General features: G+C 69.5%; 15 protein-coding genes. All 15 read right to left on the reverse strand.

Annotated features, from left to right (window positions below; all coding sequences use genetic code 11):
• The coding region (ftsZ, locus tag OZ671_RS29935) for a cell division protein FtsZ (protein WP_268864102.1) at positions 1-1,492 on the reverse strand (1,492 nt) is incomplete at its 3' end.
• 125 nt (positions 1,493-1,617) lie between these two features.
• Positions 1,618-2,943, reverse strand: coding sequence for a cell division protein FtsA (gene ftsA, locus OZ671_RS29940; RefSeq protein WP_038304449.1), 1,326 nt, complete (start codon positions 2,941-2,943; stop codon positions 1,618-1,620).
• Positions 2,940-3,956: a cell division protein FtsQ/DivIB gene (locus OZ671_RS29945; protein WP_038304450.1), complete on the reverse strand. Its 1,017-nt coding sequence runs from the start codon at positions 3,954-3,956 to the stop codon at positions 2,940-2,942. The genes ftsA and OZ671_RS29945 overlap by 4 nt, the downstream gene beginning before the upstream one ends.
• Entirely contained in the window at positions 3,923-4,846 is a 924-nt protein-coding gene (locus OZ671_RS29950) for a D-alanine--D-alanine ligase (RefSeq protein ID WP_038304451.1), read from the reverse strand. Before OZ671_RS29950 ends, OZ671_RS29945 begins: the two co-directional genes overlap by 34 nt.
• Positions 4,843-5,793, reverse strand: coding sequence for a UDP-N-acetylmuramate dehydrogenase (gene murB, locus OZ671_RS29955; RefSeq protein WP_268864103.1), 951 nt, complete (start codon positions 5,791-5,793; stop codon positions 4,843-4,845). The genes OZ671_RS29950 and murB overlap by 4 nt, the downstream gene beginning before the upstream one ends.
• 2 nt (positions 5,794-5,795) lie before the next feature.
• Positions 5,796-7,208, reverse strand: coding sequence for a UDP-N-acetylmuramate--L-alanine ligase (gene murC, locus OZ671_RS29960; protein ID WP_268864104.1), 1,413 nt, complete (start codon positions 7,206-7,208; stop codon positions 5,796-5,798).
• A complete protein-coding gene (murG, locus tag OZ671_RS29965; RefSeq protein ID WP_268864105.1) occupies positions 7,205-8,338 on the reverse strand; it encodes an undecaprenyldiphospho-muramoylpentapeptide beta-N-acetylglucosaminyltransferase in 1,134 nt (377 codons plus the stop codon). The genes murC and murG overlap by 4 nt, the downstream gene beginning before the upstream one ends.
• A 1-nt stretch (position 8,339) precedes the next feature.
• A complete protein-coding gene (locus OZ671_RS29970; RefSeq protein WP_268864106.1) occupies positions 8,340-9,485 on the reverse strand; it encodes an FtsW/RodA/SpoVE family cell cycle protein in 1,146 nt (381 codons plus the stop codon).
• A gap of 130 nt (positions 9,486-9,615) precedes the next feature.
• Positions 9,616-11,022: a UDP-N-acetylmuramoyl-L-alanine--D-glutamate ligase gene (gene murD, locus OZ671_RS29975; protein ID WP_268864107.1), complete on the reverse strand. Its 1,407-nt coding sequence runs from the start codon at positions 11,020-11,022 to the stop codon at positions 9,616-9,618.
• Positions 11,023-11,027: 5 nt separating this feature from the next.
• On the reverse strand, positions 11,028-12,110 hold the full coding sequence (gene mraY, locus OZ671_RS29980; RefSeq protein ID WP_038304459.1) for a phospho-N-acetylmuramoyl-pentapeptide-transferase: 1,083 nt from the start codon (positions 12,108-12,110) through the stop codon (positions 11,028-11,030).
• Positions 12,111-12,135: 25 nt separating this feature from the next.
• On the reverse strand, positions 12,136-13,581 hold the full coding sequence (locus tag OZ671_RS29985; RefSeq protein ID WP_268864111.1) for a UDP-N-acetylmuramoylalanyl-D-glutamyl-2,6-diaminopimelate--D-alanyl-D-alanine ligase: 1,446 nt from the start codon (positions 13,579-13,581) through the stop codon (positions 12,136-12,138).
• A 5-nt stretch (positions 13,582-13,586) separates the two neighbouring features.
• Entirely contained in the window at positions 13,587-15,071 is a 1,485-nt protein-coding gene (locus OZ671_RS29990; RefSeq protein ID WP_268864108.1) for a UDP-N-acetylmuramoyl-L-alanyl-D-glutamate--2,6-diaminopimelate ligase, read from the reverse strand.
• Positions 15,072-15,146: 75 nt separating this feature from the next.
• Positions 15,147-16,871: a peptidoglycan D,D-transpeptidase FtsI family protein gene (locus OZ671_RS29995; protein ID WP_038304463.1), complete on the reverse strand. Its 1,725-nt coding sequence runs from the start codon at positions 16,869-16,871 to the stop codon at positions 15,147-15,149.
• Between the two features lie 68 nt (positions 16,872-16,939).
• Complete coding sequence (ftsL, locus tag OZ671_RS30000; protein ID WP_268864109.1) at positions 16,940-17,347, reverse strand: cell division protein FtsL; 408 nt, start codon at positions 17,345-17,347, stop codon at positions 16,940-16,942.
• On the reverse strand, positions 17,344-18,333 hold the full coding sequence (gene rsmH / locus OZ671_RS30005; protein ID WP_268864110.1) for a 16S rRNA (cytosine(1402)-N(4))-methyltransferase RsmH: 990 nt from the start codon (positions 18,331-18,333) through the stop codon (positions 17,344-17,346). The genes ftsL and rsmH overlap by 4 nt, the downstream gene beginning before the upstream one ends.
• Positions 18,334-18,715: the final 382 nt, after the last annotated feature.

Raw genomic sequence — 18,715 nt, forward strand, 5'->3', positions numbered from 1 at the left:
CCGGCTCCTCGCTGCGGCGGGTGAAGCCGATCGCGGCGAGCTTGTCCATCAGCGAAGTGCGCTTGCGCTCCACCGGGTTTTCCACAGGCGGGGCGACATGGGCCTGCACCTGGGCATGGGCCTGGGCGGCCCGAACCTGCTGCTGGGCCGGCCGCGGCAGCTCGTCGACGCTCGGCATGCGCACCTGGCGCGCCGGCTTCTCGGCCGCGGGCGGAATGAACTCGCGGGCCGGCAGCGGCTCGTCACGCGGCGGCAAGCGCGGCGCGTCGAGCTCGACCGGAGCTTCGCGGAACAGCGAGGGCTTGGCCGGAACCGGCTGCAGCATGACGTCGCCGGCGGCGACGACCGGCTGCGGCGGCGGCACCGGTGCTTCCATGACCGGCGCGCGCGGTGCCTCGACGGGCATGGGCTCGGGCATGTGCCGGGCCTCGGGGGCCGACGGCGTCATGGCGGCGAGCTTCTGCGTGTTCTGCTTCAGCTTGGCCGTCAGGTCGGCGATGCTGGAACCGCCGGCGACCTGGCCGGGCAGATGATCGATGCCGGTGGCGACCACGGAAACGCGGATCGTGCCGTCGAGCGCCGCATCGAAGGTCGCACCGAGGATGATGTTGGCCTCCGGATCGACCTCCTCACGGATGCGGGTCGCGGCCTCGTCGACCTCGAACAGGGTGAGGTCGTTGCCGCCGGTGATCGAGATGAGCAGGCCGCGGGCACCCCGCATCGAGACGTCGTCGAGCAGCGGATTGGCGATCGCGCCCTCCGCGGCGGTGATGGCGCGGCGCTCGCCGGTCGCCTCGCCCGTGCCCATCATCGCCTTGCCCATGTCGCGCATGACGGCGCGGACGTCGGCGAAGTCGAGGTTGATCAGGCCTTCCTTGACCATCAGGTCGGTGATGCAGGCAACGCCCGAATAGAGCACCTGGTCGGCCATCGCGAAGGCATCGGTGAAGGTGGTCTTCTCGTTGGCCACCCGGAACAGGTTCTGGTTCGGGATGACGATCAGCGTGTCGACCGACTTCTGCAGCTCGACGATGCCCGTCTCCGCCGTCTTCATGCGGCGGGCACCCTCGAAGTGGAACGGCTTGGTGACCACGCCGACGGTCAGGATGCCGAGCTCTCGGGCGACGCGGGCGATGACGGGCGCTGCGCCCGTGCCCGTGCCGCCGCCCATGCCGGCGGTGATGAAGGCCATGTGCGAGCCGGCGAGCTGGTCGCGGATCTCGTCGAGCACTTCTTCCGCGGCGGCGGCGCCGACCTCGGGATGCGAGCCCGCGCCGAGACCCGAGGTGACCGCCATGCCCATCTGAATGATGCGCTCGGCCTTGGCCGAAAGCAGCGCCTGGGCATCGGTGTTGGCCACGACGAAATCACAACCGAGCAGACCGCCCTCGATCATGTTGTTGACGGCGTTGCCGCCGGCGCCACCCACCCCGAATACTGTGATCCGGGGCTTGAGTTCCCGGATATCGGGCATCTTCAGGTTGATCGTCATCATGAGCCTCGTTCGAATCACTCGCGCGACAGCCACGTCGCGTTTCTAACTCAGGTTTCGCGGCCGGTGGCACCCGTCCTGCGACATTTTTTTTCCAGCCGGCATCGTCGCCGGCCGGATCGACTTCAGAAACTGTCCCGTATCCACTTGCCGACACGCGAGAAGTAGCCGTCGGTACCGGTCGCGGCGAAGAAGCGCCGCTGCGGCTCGAAATGCTCGATGCCCGCGATCTGCGGATAGACGGTGAGCCCGACGGCGGCGGCGAAGGGCGGGCCCTTGGCGCTGTCGGGCAGGCCGGTAATGCCGACCGGGCGGGCGATGCGCACCTGGCGGCCGAGGACCTGGGAGGCGAGATCGGCGAGGCCGGGAAGCTGCGAGCCGCCGCCGGTCAGGACGACACGGCGGCCGGCATCGGCGGCCGCGCCCGAGGCGGTCAGCCGGTCGCGCAGCATTTCCAGGATCTCGTCGATGCGCGGACGGATGATGCGGATCACCTGCGCGCGGGTCACCTGGTTCGGCAGGTCGCGCTCGTCCTCGGAGATCGAGGGCACGTTGATGATGTCGCGCTCGTCCGACTTCGCCGCGAAGCACGCCCCGTTCAGCACCTTGATGCGCTCGGCGTCGCTGAGGCGCGCCGAGAGGCCGCGGGCGATGTCCATGGTCACGTGATGCGAGCCGATGGCGACGGCATCGGCGTGGATGAAGTGGCCGCCGGCGAAGACGGCGAGTGTCGTGGTGCCCGCACCCATGTCGATGCAGACCGTGCCGAGCTCGGCCTCGTCGTCGGTGAGCACGGCAAGGCCCGAGGCGAAGGGGGCGGCGATCATCGCCTCGACGGTGAGGTGGCAGCGCTCGACGCAGAGCATCAGGTTGCGCGCGGTCGCGGCGTCGCAGGTCGCGACATGCATGTCGACGCCGAGGCTCGAGCCGAGCATGCCGCGCGGATCCTTGATGCCGCGCGTGTCGTCGAGCCGGAAGCCGATCGGCATGGAATGCAGCACGGCGCGCCCCTGGCGCACCGAATGGTCGGAGGACGCGGCCAGCACCCGGTGCAGGTCGTGATCCTGCACGCGCGGCGAGGCGCAGGTGACGCGCGCCTCGTACTGCTCCGAGCCGATGCGGCCCGCCGACACGGTGACGATGACCCGGTCGACCTGGACCTCGGCCATGCGCTCGGCGGCATCGACCGCCTGGCGGATCGACGCCTCGGCCTTGGCCATGTCGGCGATCGCGCCCGACTTCATGCCCCGGGCGCGGGTGTGGCCGATGCCGAGGACCTCCGCCTTGTGCGTGCGATTCGGCAGGATGTCGGAACCCTCGCGCGGCCTGAGCCGGGCGATCAGGCAGACGATCTTCGACGTGCCGATGTCGAGCACGCACAGGATGGCCGATCGACGGGGCGAGATCGGCCGCATCTTCGGGGTCAGGCCGTGTTTGAACGGGGAGGTCATGTGGCAGTTCCCGCCCTGCGCCGGGCACGCTGGCGCTCTTTGATCGCGGCTTCGTGGGCGCGGAAAGCCTCGTCCGACAGGCGCACGGTGACGCGGCCGGGCACGCGCAGGTCGATCATCGACACGTCCCGGGTCATCAGCTTCTTTTCGGCATCGAGCCGCGCCAGCGTCGCCAGCGCGCCCTCGACATCGGTATCCGGCAGGCGCACGTCGATGCCGTTCTTCAGCACCAGCGTCCAGCGCCGCTCGGCGACGAGCACCGCGGCCCGCACCGCCGAGGCGATGGTCGGCCGGGCGTTCATCAGGCCGACGATTTCCTGGACGCGCTTCTCGGCGCCCGCCCCCACCACCAGGGGCAGATGCTGGAAGCGGCTGTCGAGCTGGTCGACGATCACGGTGCCGTCCGCCGCGATCACGGCGATCTTGCCGTCCCGCTGCCAGAGGGCGAAGGCCTCGCGCTCGACGATCTCGACCAGGAGCTGGTCGGGATAGAGCTTCTGCACGGTCGCCTCGGCGATCCAGGGATTGGCCGTCAGGCGCGTGCGCGCCGCGTCCGGATCGAAGAAGAGAACCGAGGTGTTGGGGCCGATGCCGGCAGCCTCGAGGATCTCCGGCTGGCTGAGCTTGGTGTTGCCGGTCAGCCGGACCGCACGCACCTGCAGGCCGGCGGCATTGGCCATGTCGTCGCCGAAGGCGAGCAAGGCACCGTTCACCGCGGGCCAATGGCCGCCGCGCTGAATGCCGTAGAGGCCGGTGGCCGCCATCAGCGCGACGGTCGCGTAGATGCCGGCGTGGCGGGGAATGTGCAGATTGGCGATTCGCACCGACAGCCGGCGCAGCCAGAAGTCCCAGGCGCTCGGCCGCGAATAGGGCTCGTCCGACGCGGCCTGCGCTTCCGCGAGGCTGCGGCGATAGCGAGCGAGCAGGATACGGTGCACGCGCAAGAGCGCGTCGGCACCGGCCCTGTCGAGCCGTGCGATCAGCGATCCAGCGAGGCGTCCAACACCATCCATTCGACCAGCTCTGCGAACGAAATCCCTTCGTGAGCGGCCATATCGGGGACGAGCGAAGTCCCGGTCATCCCGGGCTGCGTGTTGACTTCGAGACAGACGAGCGCCCCGGTGCCACCGGGCGTGTCGTCGTATCTGAAGTCCGCACGGCTGACCCCTTTACAGCCGAGCGCTTGATGCGCTGCGAGGGACAGTCTTTGGACCTCAGAGTAAATATTTGGTTTAAGCGGTGCAGGAATCAGGTGCCGCGAACCACCCGGCGCATATTTCGCCTCATAGTCGTAGAAGCGGTTGTCCTGCACGATTTCGATGACGGCCAGGGCCCGGTCGCCCATCACGGCGCAGGTCAGTTCGCGGCCCGCGATGAAGGGTTCGACCAGCACCGTCTCGTCCAGCGCCCAGTCGGCCGAATTGAGCTCCTGCGGCGGGTGCTCGTGCTCTGCCGTGACGATGAAGACGCCGATCGAGGACCCCTCGGCATTGGGCTTGACCACATAGGGACGCGGGATGAGGTGTTCGCGCGCCGCCTCGCGGCGGTGCACCCTGACGCCGCCGGGCACCGCCACGCCGGCCTGGGCCAGCATCCGCTTGGCCATGGCCTTGTCCATGGCCAGCGCCGAGGCGAGCACGCCCGAATGGGTATAGGGGATCTTCATCACCTCGAGCAGGCCGGCCAGCGTGCCGTCCTCGCCGGGGCGCCCATGCGTGACGTTGAGCACGACGTCGGGCCGCACCGCCGCCAGCCGCTCGCCAATGTCGCGGCCGACATCGATGCGGGTGATACGGTAGCCGAGGCCTTCGAGCGCATCGGCGCAGGCGGTGCCAGACGCCAGCGAGACCTTGCGCTCGGCCGACCAGCCGCCCATCAGGACGGCGACGTGCGGTTTGCTCATGGTGTCCGTCCCTGGCGTTCGGCGACCGGGCCCTTGAGCCCGACGCGCTTGATTTCCCAATGAAGCTCGATGCCGCTCGCGGCCTTGACGCGTGCCCGTACGGTTTCGCCGAGCTCCTCGATGTCGGCCGAGGTCGCCCCGGGCGAAGCGATGAGGAAATTGGTGTGCAGCTCCGACACCTGGGCGCCGCCGATCCGCAGGCCCCGGCAGCCGGCCTGGTCGACCAGCTTCCAGGCCGAATGGCCCGGCGGATTGCGGAAGGTCGAGCCGCCGGTGCGGGTATTGACCGGCTGGGTCGCCGAGCGCTGGCGGGTGATCTCGTCCATGGCGGCGAGCAGCGCCGCCGGGTCGCCGGGCATGCCGCGGAACAGCGCAGAGACGAAGATCGCATCCTCCGGCGCCGCTGAATGGCGATAGCCGAACCCCATGGCGGCATGGTCGAGCACGGCGACCCGGCCGTCACGCCGCACGGCGCGCGCCTCGACCAGGACATCGGTCACCTCGCCGCCATAGGCGCCGCCGTTCATCCGCAGCGCCCCGCCAATGGCGCCGGGAATGCCGCGCAGAAAGGCAAAACCGGCAATGCCGGCCTCGGCGGCAGCGCGCGCAACCTTGACGTCAGGAGCGCCAGCGCCTGCACGCACCAGGTGGTCCGGCAATATCTCGATTTCGCCGAATGTTTTTCCCAGTTTGATAACCACGCCGGGTATGCCGCCGTCGCGGACCAGGAGATTCGAGCCGAGACCAACCGGCATGACCGGCCAGTCCGCCGGGATCTTTTCCAGGAAGGCGACGAGATCGGCCTCGTCCGCGGGCTCGAACAGGAGCTGTGCCGGCCCGCCGGTGCGGAACCAGGAAAACGGCTTCATCGAGGCATTGGCGGTGACCGGGCCCTTCAGGTCCGGCAGCCGTTCGCGGACGATGGCGGTGAGGTCGTCGAAAGCCATCGTCAGGCCGAGGCGCCCAGCTTTGCGAGCTCGTCCGGCAGGGCATAGGCCCATTGCGTGATGTTGCCGGCACCGAGGCAGACGACATAGTCGCCGGGCTTGGCGAGACCGGCGACGATGCTGGCGAGCTCCGCCGGCCCTTCCAGCGCGATCACCGACTTGTGGCCCCGCGTCTTCAGGCCCGACACGAGATCGTCGCGCGAGGCCCCGGGGATCGGCTGTTCGCCAGCGGCATAGACATCGGCGACGATCACCGTGTCGGCATCGTTGAAGCAGGTGCAGAATTCGTTGAACAGCGAGGAGAGCCGCGTGTAGCGGTGCGGCTGGACGACGGCGATGACCTGCTTGTCGGTGGAGGCGCGCGCCGCCTTCAGGACGGCGGAGATCTCGACCGGATGGTGGCCGTAGTCGTCGAAGATGGTGGCGCCGTTCCACTCGCCGGTGCGGGTGAAGCGGCGCTTGACGCCGCCGAAGCCGGCGAGCGCCTTGCGGATCTGCGGGCCGGCCATGCCGAGCTCGCGGGCCACCGCAATCGCCGACGTGGCGTTCAGCGCGTTGTGCCGGCCGGGCATGGGCAGGACGAGGTCGTCGATCTCGTCGACCACGACGCCCGAGCGGTCGCGGAACTGCACCTTGAAGCGGCAGCGCCCGCCGCCGAGATCGATGTCGACGATGCGCACGTCGGCCTGGGGGTTCTCGCCATAGGTGATCACCCGCCGGTCGGCGATCGAGCCGACCATGTCCTGCACCACCGGATGGTCGATGCACATGACCGCGAAGCCGTAGAAGGGAATGTTCTCGACGAAGGACCGGAAGGCGTTCTTCACCGCGTCGAAGTCGCCGTAATGGTCGAGATGCTCAGGATCGATATTGGTGACGATGGCGACGTCGGCCGGCAGCTTGAGGAACGAGCCGTCCGATTCGTCCGCCTCGACCACCATCCAGTTGCCGGCGCCGAGCCGTGCATTGGTGCCGAGCGCATTGATGATGCCGCCATTGACGATGGTCGGGTCGAAGCCGCCGGCGTCGAGCAGGGTCGAGACCATCGAGGTGGTGGTGGTCTTGCCATGGGTGCCGGCAATGGCGACGCAGGATTTCAGCCGCATCAGCTCGGCCAGCATTTCGGCGCGCCGGACGACCGGGATGCGCCGCTCGCGGGCGGCCACGAGCTCGGGATTGTCCTTGCGGATGGCGGTGGAGACGACCACCACCTCGGCCTGGCCGATATTTTCGGTGGCGTGGCCGATGGAAACGACCGCACCGCGGTCCTTCAGGCGCTTGATCGTATAGCCTTCGGCGGCATCGGAGCCTTGCACCTTGTAGCCGAGATTGAGCAGGACCTCGGCGATGCCGGACATGCCGATGCCGCCGATGCCGATGAAATGGATGGGACCAATGTCGCGGGGAAGTTTCATGGCGTGGTTCCTGCCGGGGCAATTCCGGCGGTTTTAAGAACAAGCTCGGCCAGCCGGTCGGCGGCGTCGGCATGGCCCTGGCCACGCGCGGCCGCCGCGGCGGCGGCGAGCGGCGACGGATCGGTCATGATCCGCGTCAGTTCGCCGGCGAGCCAGTCGGGGGTGAAATCGGCCTGGCGGACCACGGTCGCGGCCATCGCCGAGGCGAGGGTCGCCGCATTCATGAGCTGGTCCTGGTCGAGCGCATGGGGCAACGGCACCAGGATCGAGGGCCTGCCGATCACCGCAAGCTCGGCCACAGTCGACGCGCCCGAACGGGCGATGACGAGGTGGGACCTGGCGATCCAGCCGGGCAGATCGACGAAGAATGGCGCGACCTCGGCCTCGATCCCGAGCCGGGCATAGGCCGCCTTGACCGCCGCCTCGTCCTCGCCGCGCGCCTGCTGCACGACCAGGAGGCGGGCGCGCAGATCTGCATCGAGCCGTTCGAGCGCGGCCGGCAGGACCTCGCTCATGACGCGGGCGCCCTGGCTGCCGCCGAAGACGCAGAGCCGGAACGGGCCGCCCGGCGTCGGCGGGTCATAGGGGATCTCGGCGGCCGCCAGCACCATCGGCCGCACCGGATTGCCGGTGAAGCTCGCCTTGGCGGCCAGCGCCGGATCCTTGTCGAGCACGCCGGGAAAGCTGGTGGCGATCGCCGTCACCTTGGCCGAGAGCTGGCGGTTGGCCCGGCCCATCACGGCGTTCTGGTCGTGGATGATGGTGGGCACGCCGAGCTGGACCGCGGCGAACATGGGCGGCAGCGTCGGATAGCCGCCGAAGCCGACCACCGCCTTCGGCCGCAGCACGCGCACCACCTTGCGAGCCGCCATATAGCCGCGGCCGAGGTTGAACAGCGTGCGCGCGAGAGCCAGCGGATTCTTCGAGGTGACGGTCGCCGAGGCGACCACGTGCGTGGCGCGCGCGGGAAAGGCGCGGCCATATTTCTCCGCCCGCTCGTCGGTGACGAGATCGACGATGCAGCCGCGCTGGCCGAGCGCGACGCTCAGCGCCTCGGCCGGAAACAGATGCCCGCCGGTGCCGCCGGCACAGACGAGAACGAGCGGCTTGGCGGGGTCCGGCGCCGCCATGTCAGGATCGCGCCTGATAGTGGCTGAGCTCGGCCAGCGTCTCGGCGCGCGGCCGCCGCCGCGTCAACGCGATCAGCATGCCCGTGCCGAAAGCGAGCGCGATCAGCGAGGAGCCGCCATAGGAGACGAAGGGCAGGGTCATGCCCTTGGGCGGGATCAGGTGCAGGTTGACCATCAGATTGATGCAGCTCTGCAGGCCGAACAGCATGGCGAGGCCAGCCACCGCGAAACGGCAGAACGGATCCTCGTCCTTGTAGGCATGGCCGAGCGAACGCAGCACGATGAAGGCGAACAGCGCGACGATGACCAGGCAGAGCATGACGCCGAACTCTTCGGCGGCGACCGCGAAGATGAAGTCGGTGTGGCTGTCCGGGATGATCCGCTTGACCGTGCCCTCGCCCGGCCCCTTGCCGAACCAGCCGGCCTGCTGGAAGGCGTCGATGGCGACATCGACCTGAAAGGTGTCGGAGGTGCCCGGCTCGAGGAACTTGTCGATGCGGCGGCGGACATGGCCGAAGGTGTAGTAGGCGCCGACGAGGCCGGCGGCGCCGACGCCGGCGAGACCGAAGACCCAGAGCCAGCGCATGCCGGCCATGAAGAACAGGGCCGCCCAGACGACGGTGATCAGCGTGGTCTGGCCGACGTCGGGCTGCATGACGAGCGGCGTCACCGTCGCCAGCAGCAGCAGGATGGCGAGAATGTTGGCCGGCATTTCAGGGCGCTTGGCGCTCTCGGCGAAAAGCCAGGCGGCCAGCACCACGAAGGCAGGCTTGAGGAATTCGGAGGGCTGCAGGCCGACGCCGGCAAAATTCAGCCAGCGCCGGGCGCCCTTGATCTCGGCGCCGATGAACAACGTGGCCACCACCATGACGAGGGCGACGACGAAGGCGGCGAAGGCGAGACGCCGGATCCAGCGCGGCGACAGGAAGGAGGTGATGATCAGCACCACCGTCGCCGGGATCAGGAAGAAGACCTGGCGATTGACGAAGTGGAAGGTGTCGAGCCCGAGACGGTGCGCGACCGCGGGCGAGGCCGCGAGCGACAGGACGATGCCCGCGAGCATCAGTCCGAACAGGGCGAACAGCAGCAGGCGGTCGACCGTCCACCACCATTCGCCGAAAGCGGTGCGTTCAGCGCGGGAGATCATGCCTCGTCTCCATCCGTCCCAATGCCTGCGTCACAAGTCTTGCGCCCATTGCGATATCGCCCGGCCCGGCCAGCCGGCTGGATCAGATTAAGGGCTGCTTCTCAACGGGTCGTTAACCCTGGAAAGCCGCTCAGTTCCCGCCGCCGATCGGCGCCAGGCCCGGCAGGGCCAGGACAAGGTCCCGGAAGGCCTTGCCGCGCACCTCGAAATTGGGGAACTGGTCGTAGCTGGCGCAGGCGGGCGACAGCAGGACGACCGGATCGGCTTCGCCGTCGGCGGCCGCATCGGCCGCGGCGAGCGCCACCGCCCGATCGAGCGTTCCGGCGACGACATGGGGCACGGCGCCGAGCGTTGCGGCGAAATCCTCGGCCGCGGCGCCGATGAGGTAGGCCTTGGCGACGCGCGGAAAATAGCCGGCGAGCGGCGCGATGCCGCCTTCCTTCGCCTTGCCGCCGGCGATCCAGTAGATGCGGCGGAAGGCGGCGAGCGCCTTCTCGGCGGAATCCGCATTGGTCGCCTTGGAATCGTTGACGAACAGCACCTTGCCGCGGCGGCCGACCTCTTCCATGCGATGGGCGAGACCGGGGAAGCTGCGCATGGCGGCGACGATCGTCTCGTGCGTCAGCCCGAGCGCCTCGCAGGCGGCGAAGGCGGCCATGGCGTTCTGGGCATTGTGCGTGCCGCGCAGCGAACCGATCCCGGCATTCGAGAAGCGGAAGACCTCGGCGCCCGCCCTGACCCGCACGATGTCGAGGCCGTCGAGGCAGAGCCCGTCGGCGACGGGATTGCGGATCGACAGGCGGACGACGGTGCGGCCTGCCCGCTCGGCGCGGTCGGCCATGGCCTGGCAGAACGTATCGTCGACGCCGATCACCGCCATGCCGGTCTTCGGTACGCCGGCAATGAGCCGCTCCTTGACCGCGGCATAGCCTGCGATGGTGCCGTGCCGGTCGAGATGATCAGGCGTCACGTTGAGGCAGATGCCGACGCTCGGGTCGAGCGAGGGCGCAAGATCGATCTGGAAGGACGAGCACTCGACGACGTGAAAGCGCCCGGCGCGCGGCGGCTCGAGCGACAGGATCGCCGTGCCGATATTGCCGCCCATCTGGGTGTCGCGGCCGCTGGTGACGAGAATATGCCGGATCAGCGCGGTCGTGGTCGACTTGCCATTGGTGCCGGTAATGGCGACGAAGGGCGCATCGGGCGCGCGCGCCGCGCGCTCGCGGCAGAACAGCTCGATGTCGCCGATGACCGGAATGCCCGCTGCGGCGGCCTTGCCGACCGTCCAGTGCGGCGCGGGATGGGTCAGCGGCACGCCCGGCGTCAGCACGAGGGCGGCAAAAGCCGACCAGTCGGCCGTGGCGAGGTCGATGGTTGCGTGGCCGGCCGCGCCGGCTTTCTCGACGGAGGCGGCATTGTCGTCCCAGGCGACGACGCGGGCGCCGCCGGCGGCGAGCGCCGCGCAGGTGGCAAGGCCGGAGCCGCCGAGCCCGAAGACCGCGACGGTCTTGCCGGCGAACTGATGGATCGGTGTCATCACGCTCACCTGAGCTTCAGGGTCGACAGGCCCGCGAGCGCCAGCACGAAGGCGATGATCCAGAAGCGGACGACGACCTGCGGCTCCGACCAGCCCTTCTTCTCGAAGTGGTGGTGGATCGGCGCCATGCGGAAGACGCGCTTGCCGGTGAGCTTGAACGAGGCGACCTGGACGATGACCGACACGGCCTCCAGGACGAACAGGCCGCCGACGACCGCCAGCACGATCTCGTGCTTGGTGGCGACCGCGATGGTGCCGATCAGCCCGCCGAGGGCCAGCGAGCCGGTGTCGCCCATGAAGATCTGCGCCGGCGGCGCATTGAACCACAGGAAGCCGAGGCCCGCGCCGATCAGGGCGCCGATCACCACCACGATCTCGCCGGTGCCCGGCACATGGGTGATCTGCAGATAGCTTGCGAAGACGGCGTTGCCGGAAAGATAGGCGATGACGCCGAACGTGCCGCCGGCGATCATGACCGGCACGATGGCGAGGCCGTCGAGGCCGTCGGTGAGGTTCACCGCATTGCCCGAGCCGACGATGACCAGCGCCCCGAAGATGATCATCAGGAAGCCGATATTGATCGACAGGTCCTTGATGAAGGGAAAGAACACGGAGGTGTTCAGCGGCTCGCGCGTGACATAGACGACCGCGGTCACGGCAAGGCCGGCAATGACGAATTCGAGCGCGAGGCGGGCGCGCGACGAGAACCCGGCATGGGTCTGCTTGGTCACCTTCAGATAGTCGTCGTAGAAGCCGATGGCGCCGAAGCCGAGGGTGACGAACAGCAGGACCCAGACATAGGGGCTGCGCAGATTGGCCCAGAGCAGCGTCGAGATGACGACGCCGGACAGGATCATCAGGCCGCCCATGGTCGGCGTGCCTTTCTTGGCCAGGTGGCTTTCCGGCCCATCGGACCGGATCGGCTGGCCCTTGCCCTGCTTCAGGCGCAGCAGCTGGATGAGGCCGGGCCCGAACAGGAAGACGAAGATCAGCGCCGTGACGATCGCCCCGCCCGTGCGGAAGGTGATGTAGCGAAAGATGTTGAGCGGTCCGAAGACGGTGGTGAATTCGGCAAGGAAAGCGAACATCTTTCGGCAGTCTCTCTTGACGGTCTCAGGCCGCGCCGAGCTGGGCGTCGTCGATGACCTCGGCGGGGAACTTGGCTTTCAGGGTCTCGACCAGCGGCGCCATGCGGCTGCCGCGCGACCCCTTGACCATGACGATGTCGCCGGACCTGAGGGTGCGGATCACCTCGGGCTCAAGCTCGGCCGAGGTTGCGGCATAAGCGCCCCGACGGCCGACTGGCAAGGCCTTCCACAGATTTTCCATCAGGGGGCCGGAGCAGAAGACGAGGTCGACATGGGCATCGGCCAGCGGCCCGGCGAGCCCGGCATGCAGCCGGGCGCCATCCGCGCCGAGTTCCAGCATGTCGCCGAGCACGGCGATCCGGCGCCCGCCTGGCGCCGGCTTGACCGCGCCGAGCACGGCGAGCGCCGCGCGCACCGAAACCGGATTGGCGTTGTAGCTTTCGTCGAGCAGCGTGAACTGGCCCTGCGGCAGGCGGCGCAGCAGCCTTTCGCCGCGGCCGGCCACCGCCCGCATGTCGGAGAGGGCGAGCGCGGCAATGGCGAGGTCGGCGCCGACGAGCTTGGCCGCCGCCAGCACGGCCAGCGAATTCATCGCAAGATGCCGGCCCGGGGAGCCGAGCTTGTAGGCGACCTCCTGCCCGACGATGCTGGCATGGACGGTGGAGTATTGCGCCGACAGCGATACGCGCAGCAGCCGGACATCGGCCTCCTCGTGCTCGCCGAAGGACAGGATCGTGTCGATGCCGGCGGCGCGCGCGGCACCCGCCAGGCGGTCGAAGAAGCGGCTGTCGCGCGGCAGCACCGCCGCGCCGCCATGCTCGACGCCGGCGAAGATCTCGGCCTTGGCATCGGCGATGGCTTCGATCGAGCCGAGATTTTCCAGATGCACGGCCTCGATCGTGGTGATGACCGCCACGTCCGGGCGCACCATGCGGGTGAGCGGCGTGATCTCGCCGGCATGGTTCATGCCGATCTCGAACACGCCGAACTGGCTCGCCGCGGGCATCCGCGCGAGCGTCAGCGGCACGCCGATATGGTTGTTGAAGCTCTTCGGCGGCGCATGGGTGCGGCCTTCGCGCTGGAGCACGTGGGCGAGCGCCTCCTTGGTCGAGGTCTTGCCGACCGATCCGGTGACCGCCACGATGCGCGCCGCGGTGCGGGCGCGAGCGGCCATGCCGGCCTTTTCCAGGGCCTTCAGCGGATCGGCGACGACGAGATAGCGTCCGGCCGGCGCGCCCGTGGCCCAGTCCTCCGAGACCACGGCGAAGGCCGCGCCCTTGTCGAGGGCGGCGGCGACGAAGGCATGGCCGTCATGGGCGAGGCCCTTCAGGGCCACATAGGCTTCGCCGGGCGCGAGGGTCCGGCTGTCGATGGAAATGTCGGAGACCGTCCGTGCGGGGGCGCCGACGAGGCGCGCGCCCATGGCACGGGCGAGTGCCTCCGTCGTCCAGAGCGGATGGCTCTCGGTCATGGCAGTCATGCGGCAGGCCCTTTCGTGGCGGCGGTCGCCTCGCAGTCGCTGATCGCCTTCGCCGCAACCTCATGGTCGGAGAAGGGCAAGGTCACCGAGCCGACAATCTGGCCGGTTTCGTGGCCTTTTCCGGCAATGACCAGGAGATCCCCCTCTTTCAGGTCCCGGACCGCCGCGCGGATCGCTTCGGCGCGGTCGCCGATCTCCTCGGCGCCGCGCGCCGCGGCCATGATCGCGGCGCGGATGGCGGCCGGATCCTCCGAGCGCGGATTGTCGTCGGTGACGATCACGCGGTCGGCCCGCTCGACCGCGATGCGCCCCATGATCGGGCGCTTGCCCGGATCGCGGTCGCCGCCGCAGCCGAACACGACGACCAGCCGGCCGGAGGCGAAGGGCCGTGCAGCCTGCAGCACCTTGTCCAGCGCGTCGGGCTTATGGGCATAGTCGACGACGACAGGCGCGCCGTTCAGCGCGCCGACGAATTCGAGCCGGCCCTTGGCGCCCTCGAGCGTCTCCAGCGCGGCGAAGGCTCGCGCCGGCTGGATGCCGCAGCCGATGGCAAGGCCCGCCGCCACCAGGGCATTGTCGACCTGGAAGGCGCCGAGCAGCGGAATGCGGACCGAGAAGGCGTCGCCGAAGCCGGCGAGGCCGACGATCTGGCCGGCGCCGTCGATCGTCTCGGACAGGATGCGGATGCCGTCGCGCGCATCGTCGGCACGCCGGCCGATCGCGATCAGCCGGAGGCCGCGCGCCCGGGCCGCGTCGGCAAAGGGACGGCCTTCGGGGCCGGCCATGACCACCGCCGTGCCGCCGGCCGGCAGCAGTTCGGTGAACAGCCTGAGCTTGGCGGCGCGATAGGCTTCGACCGTCTCGTGATAGTCGAGATGGTCGCGCGACAGGTTGGTGAAGGCGGCGGCGGCGATCCTGACGCCGTCGAGCCGGAACTGGTCGAGCCCGTGGGACGAGGCTTCGAAGGCGAGATGGGTGACGCCCTCGCCGGCAAGCGTGTCAAGCGTCTGGTGCAGGGTCAGCGGATCGGGCGTGGTCAGTCCGCCATAGACCTGGCCGCTCGGCCTCGTCACGCCGACCGTCCCGATGGAGGCCGCCTGAAAACCCTCGGCGGCGAAGATCTGGCGGACGAAGGCGGCGACCGAGGTCTTGCCCGACGTGCCGGTCACCGCGGCGATGGTCGCGGGCTGGCGCGGATAGAACCGGCTTGCGGCGAGCGCCAGGCTCAGGCGGCCGTTGGCGACCTTGACGACCGGCACCCCGGCCACCGCCACGGGCGCCGCGGCACTGTCGGTGACGATGGCGACGGCGCCGGCCTTGGCCGCGGCCTCGGCATAGGCCATGCCGTCGACCTTCTCGCCCTTCAGCGCGAAAAACACCGTGCCCGGGCGCACCGCGCGGCTGTCGGCGGTGAGACCGGCGAGGCCGAGCGTCGCGAGAGCCGACGGTGTTTCGTCCTTCAGGAGAGCGGCAAGATCCATGATGGCTTCGGCCAGTCGAACGGTAGGACAAGCCCGGGCGGGCCCGGGGCGCGGAATGCACTGTGCGGCGGCCCGTTACCGGCCGCCGGGACCACGATAGCCGACCTGGATCGCCTGGGCGGCCGGCGCCATGTCGAAACGCGGCTGCAGACCGAGCAGCGGCGCGGCGCGGGCGATCACCCGGCCGGCGGTCGGCGCGGCGTTGAAGCCGGCGGTCGCCAGGCCATGCGTCTCGGGAATGCCTTTCGGCTCGTCGAGCGTGATCAGGAGGATGTAGCGCGGTTGATCGGCCGGGAACACCGCCATGAACGAATTGAGCAGCCGGTCCTTGGCATAGCGGCCGCCGATGACCTTTTCGGCCGTGCCGGTCTTGCCGCCGACATAATAGCCCTCGACATCGGCGCGCCGGCCCGAGCCGCGCTCGGCGTTGAGACGCATCAGGAAGCGCATGTTGGCCGAGGTTTCCGGCCGGATGACGCGGGTCGCGACCGCGCGTGCCTGTTCCGGCGTGCGGCGCAGGAAGGTCGGGGTGATCAGAAGGCCGCCATTGACGAGCGCCGCCGTGCCCATGACCGCCTGCAGCGGCGCGACCGACAGGCCGTGGCCGAACGAGACGGTGGCCGTGGTGATCTCGGCCCAGCGGCGCGGCAGCAGCGGCGCCGCGCTTTCCGGCAGCTCGGTCTGCAGGCGGGTCAACTGGCCCATGCGGCGCAGGAAGGCGCGCTGATGCTCGCCGCCGAGCGCAAGCGCCAGCCGGCTGGTGCCGATATTGGAGGAATAGGTGAAGACCTCCGGCAGCGTCAGCACGCGGCGCTGGGCGTGGAAGTCCTTCACCTGATGCCGGCCGATCGAGAAGGGAAAGCGGGCATCGATCGCCGAATTGATGTTGAAGCGCCCGGAATCCATCGCCATGGCGAGGGTCAGCGCCTTCATGACCGAGCCCATCTCGAACACGCCGGTGGTCAGCCGGTTGATCCGGTCGTCGCCGTGCGAGCCGCCGGGATGGTTCGGGTCGTAATCGGGGATCGAGGCCATGGCGATGATCTCGCCGGTGTCGACGTCCATGATCACGCCGGCCGCGGCCTTCGCCCGGAAGCGCTGGAAGGCCTTCAGCATCTCGTCGCGCAGCACGTGCTGCACGCGCAGGTCGATGGAGAGCTGGACCGGCTCCTGGTTGCGGCTGGTGGCAAAGCCCGCGCGGTGCAGCTCGGCAAGGCCGCGCCGGTCGATATAGCGCTCGAGGCCGGCAATGCCCTGGTTGTCGATGTCGACATGGCCGAGCACGTGCGACAGGGTCGGGCCGTTCGGGTAGGAGCGCTTGGCCTCGCGCAGGAAGCCGATGCCGGGAATGCCGAGCCGATGGATCTGCGCCTGCTGCTCGCGGGTGATCTCGCGGCGCAGCCAGACGAAACCCTTGCCCGAGCGCAGGCGTTCGCGCACCTCGCGCTGGTCGAGATCCGGCAGAACGGCGGTGAGCAGCTCGGTCGCCTCGTCGACGTCGAAGCTCGCGGCCAGCTTGCGCGGCTCGGCGAACAGCGACTGGGTGCGGATGTCGGTCGCCAGCACCTCGCCGTTGCGGTCGATGATGTCGGGCCGGGCCGAGGACACGGCATCCTGCGCCCGGCCGGCATTGCGCTGCGCCGGGTCGCCATTGACCGCGTAGAGGACCATGGCGGTGGCGATGACCAGGTAGAGGCCGCCGAAGCCGACCATGGCGAGGCCGACCCGCGCCTTGGCCTTCTTCAGGCGCTCGGCCTGGGGACCGGCGAGCAGCCAGGCGAAGAACAGGCGCGCGCGCATGAGGAAGCGTGGCCGCAGCGCCTGCATGCCCCGCCCGGCCCCGGTTTCGACGGCCGCATTCGGTTCCATCAACGCGCTCCCTGCTGCGGCCGGCGGGGCGGCACGGGGGTGCCGCGGGTCGAACCGGTGATCGTCGGATCGGCGAGGCCGCCGCCGTCCATGGCCTCCAGCATCGAGCCGATCGGATCCGGGTCGACATAGGGCTTGTCGGGCAGATTGGTCAGCGTGCTCATCTGGTCGATGGCGAGCGGCCGCAGGCTCAGATGACGTTCGGCGAGCGCCTGCAGGCGGTCCGGACGGTTGAGCCTTGCCCATTGCGCCTTCAGCTCGGCGATCGCCTCGCGCTCGCGGTTGATCTCGAGCTTGAGCTTGGCGACCTCCTCGGCATGGCGCGTCGCTTCGTATTTGACGCGATAGACCACGACCGCGGCGACGATCAGCGTGGCGATGACGAGGATATGGAGAAAGCGCATCATGACCGCGCCTCCCGGGCCGGAGCGCCGGTTCGCACGGCGGCGCGCAGCTTGGCCGAGCGGGCGCGCGGATTGGCCGCCGCCTCGGCTTCGCCGGCCGCCACCGCCTTGCGGCCGAGAAGGGTGAAGGTCGGCTCGGCGACCGCCGCGGCCGGAGCATGGCGGGAGCCGCCCGCGCTGACCGCGGCGCGTTGGCTGAGGAACTGCTTGACGATGCGATCCTCGAGCGAATGGAAGGTGACGACGACGAGGCGCCCGCCCGGCCTCAGGACGCGCTCGGCTGCGGCCAGCGCCTGCTCGAGCTCGGCAAGCTCCTCGTTCACCGCGATGCGCAGCGCCTGGAAGGTGCGGGTCGCCGGATGGATGTCGCCCGGCTTGCCGCGCACGACGCGGGCGACGATGTCGGCGAGCCGGCGCGTCGTCTCGATCGGCTGCAGCGCCCGCTCGCGCACGATCGCCTTGGCGATCGGTCGCGACAGGCGTTCCTCGCCATAACGATAGATGAGGTCGGCGAGTTCGGCCTCGGGCAGGCGCGCGACGAGATCGGCGGCGCTCTCGCCGGATATCGCCATGCGCATGTCGAGCGGACCGTCGAAACGGAACGAGAAGCCGCGCTCGGCTTCGTCGAGCTGCATGGAGGAGACCCCGATGTCGAGCACCACGGCATCGACCGCCGGATGGCCGCGCTCGCGCGCGATGGCGTCGAGCCGCGAGAAGCGGCCCTCGACCAGATCGAGCCGGCCTTGGGACGCGGCGACCAGCGCGGCGCCGCCGGCGATCGCGGTCGGGTCGCGATCGATGGCGAGGACCTGCGTGCCGCCGGCATCGAGAATGGCGCGGCTATAGCCGCCAGCGCCGAAGGTGCCGTCGATGACGGTCGCGCCGGGCTCCAGGGCGAGCGCCGTCATGACCTCGGCGAGCAGGACGGGAATGTGACGGGCCGGTCCGCCAGCGGCATCGCTCCCTGCCTTGCCGCGCCCCGTCGTCATGAAGACACTCCCACACCTCGCCTGCCTCGACCGTGCCGTTGCCGATCGCGCCCGAAAGCCGGACGCGAGCCGTCGCCGCCCGTTGCCCGCGCTGGCCTCGCGCGGGACTGGCATCGTCGAAAAGAGCTCGTATTCGACCGGCATGGCTTCACGGGCGTCGGTGACGATCACGCCCGAGGACGCCCATGTCGCAGGTCCGCGTCGTCAACGCTTCATTAGCGCGATGCGCGGTTAACAAACGGTTTCGGCAAGACTTTGGTGACCATTTCCGGGCCGGAAAAGGCTGTGCCCGGCGCCGGGATGACCGGGCCGGGCACAAAAGGGCACGCGGGACGCGAAAAGCGCCGCGAGGGTCAGCTGCCGGTAGATGTCGGGGGGGCAG

Source organism: Phreatobacter sp. AB_2022a (genome assembly GCF_026847585.1).
In the GTDB taxonomy this organism is placed as follows: domain Bacteria; phylum Pseudomonadota; class Alphaproteobacteria; order Rhizobiales; family Phreatobacteraceae; genus Phreatobacter.

What these genes read in the sequence shown, in the direction of transcription:
- ftsA (WP_038304449.1), bottom strand. Translation starts at nt 2,943, where the DNA reads ATGACCTCCCCGTTCAAACACGGCCTGACCCCGAAGATGCGGCCGATC.
- OZ671_RS29945 (WP_038304450.1), bottom strand. Translation starts at nt 3,956, where the DNA reads ATGGATGGTGTTGGACGCCTCGCTGGATCGCTGATCGCACGGCTCGAC.
- OZ671_RS29950 (WP_038304451.1), bottom strand. Translation starts at nt 4,846, where the DNA reads ATGAGCAAACCGCACGTCGCCGTCCTGATGGGCGGCTGGTCGGCCGAG.
- murB (WP_268864103.1), bottom strand. Translation starts at nt 5,793, where the DNA reads ATGGCTTTCGACGACCTCACCGCCATCGTCCGCGAACGGCTGCCGGAC.
- murC (WP_268864104.1), bottom strand. Translation starts at nt 7,208, where the DNA reads ATGAAACTTCCCCGCGACATTGGTCCCATCCATTTCATCGGCATCGGC.
- murG (WP_268864105.1), bottom strand. Translation starts at nt 8,338, where the DNA reads ATGGCGGCGCCGGACCCCGCCAAGCCGCTCGTTCTCGTCTGTGCCGGC.
- OZ671_RS29970 (WP_268864106.1), bottom strand. Translation starts at nt 9,485, where the DNA reads ATGATCTCCCGCGCTGAACGCACCGCTTTCGGCGAATGGTGGTGGACG.
- murD (WP_268864107.1), bottom strand. Translation starts at nt 11,022, where the DNA reads ATGACACCGATCCATCAGTTCGCCGGCAAGACCGTCGCGGTCTTCGGG.
- mraY (WP_038304459.1), bottom strand. Translation starts at nt 12,110, where the DNA reads ATGTTCGCTTTCCTTGCCGAATTCACCACCGTCTTCGGACCGCTCAAC.
- OZ671_RS29985 (WP_268864111.1), bottom strand. Translation starts at nt 13,581, where the DNA reads ATGACCGAGAGCCATCCGCTCTGGACGACGGAGGCACTCGCCCGTGCC.
- OZ671_RS29990 (WP_268864108.1), bottom strand. Translation starts at nt 15,071, where the DNA reads ATGGATCTTGCCGCTCTCCTGAAGGACGAAACACCGTCGGCTCTCGCG.
- OZ671_RS29995 (WP_038304463.1), bottom strand. Translation starts at nt 16,871, where the DNA reads ATGCGCGCGCGCCTGTTCTTCGCCTGGCTGCTCGCCGGTCCCCAGGCC.
- ftsL (WP_268864109.1), bottom strand. Translation starts at nt 17,347, where the DNA reads ATGATGCGCTTTCTCCATATCCTCGTCATCGCCACGCTGATCGTCGCC.
- rsmH (WP_268864110.1), bottom strand. Translation starts at nt 18,333, where the DNA reads ATGACGACGGGGCGCGGCAAGGCAGGGAGCGATGCCGCTGGCGGACCG.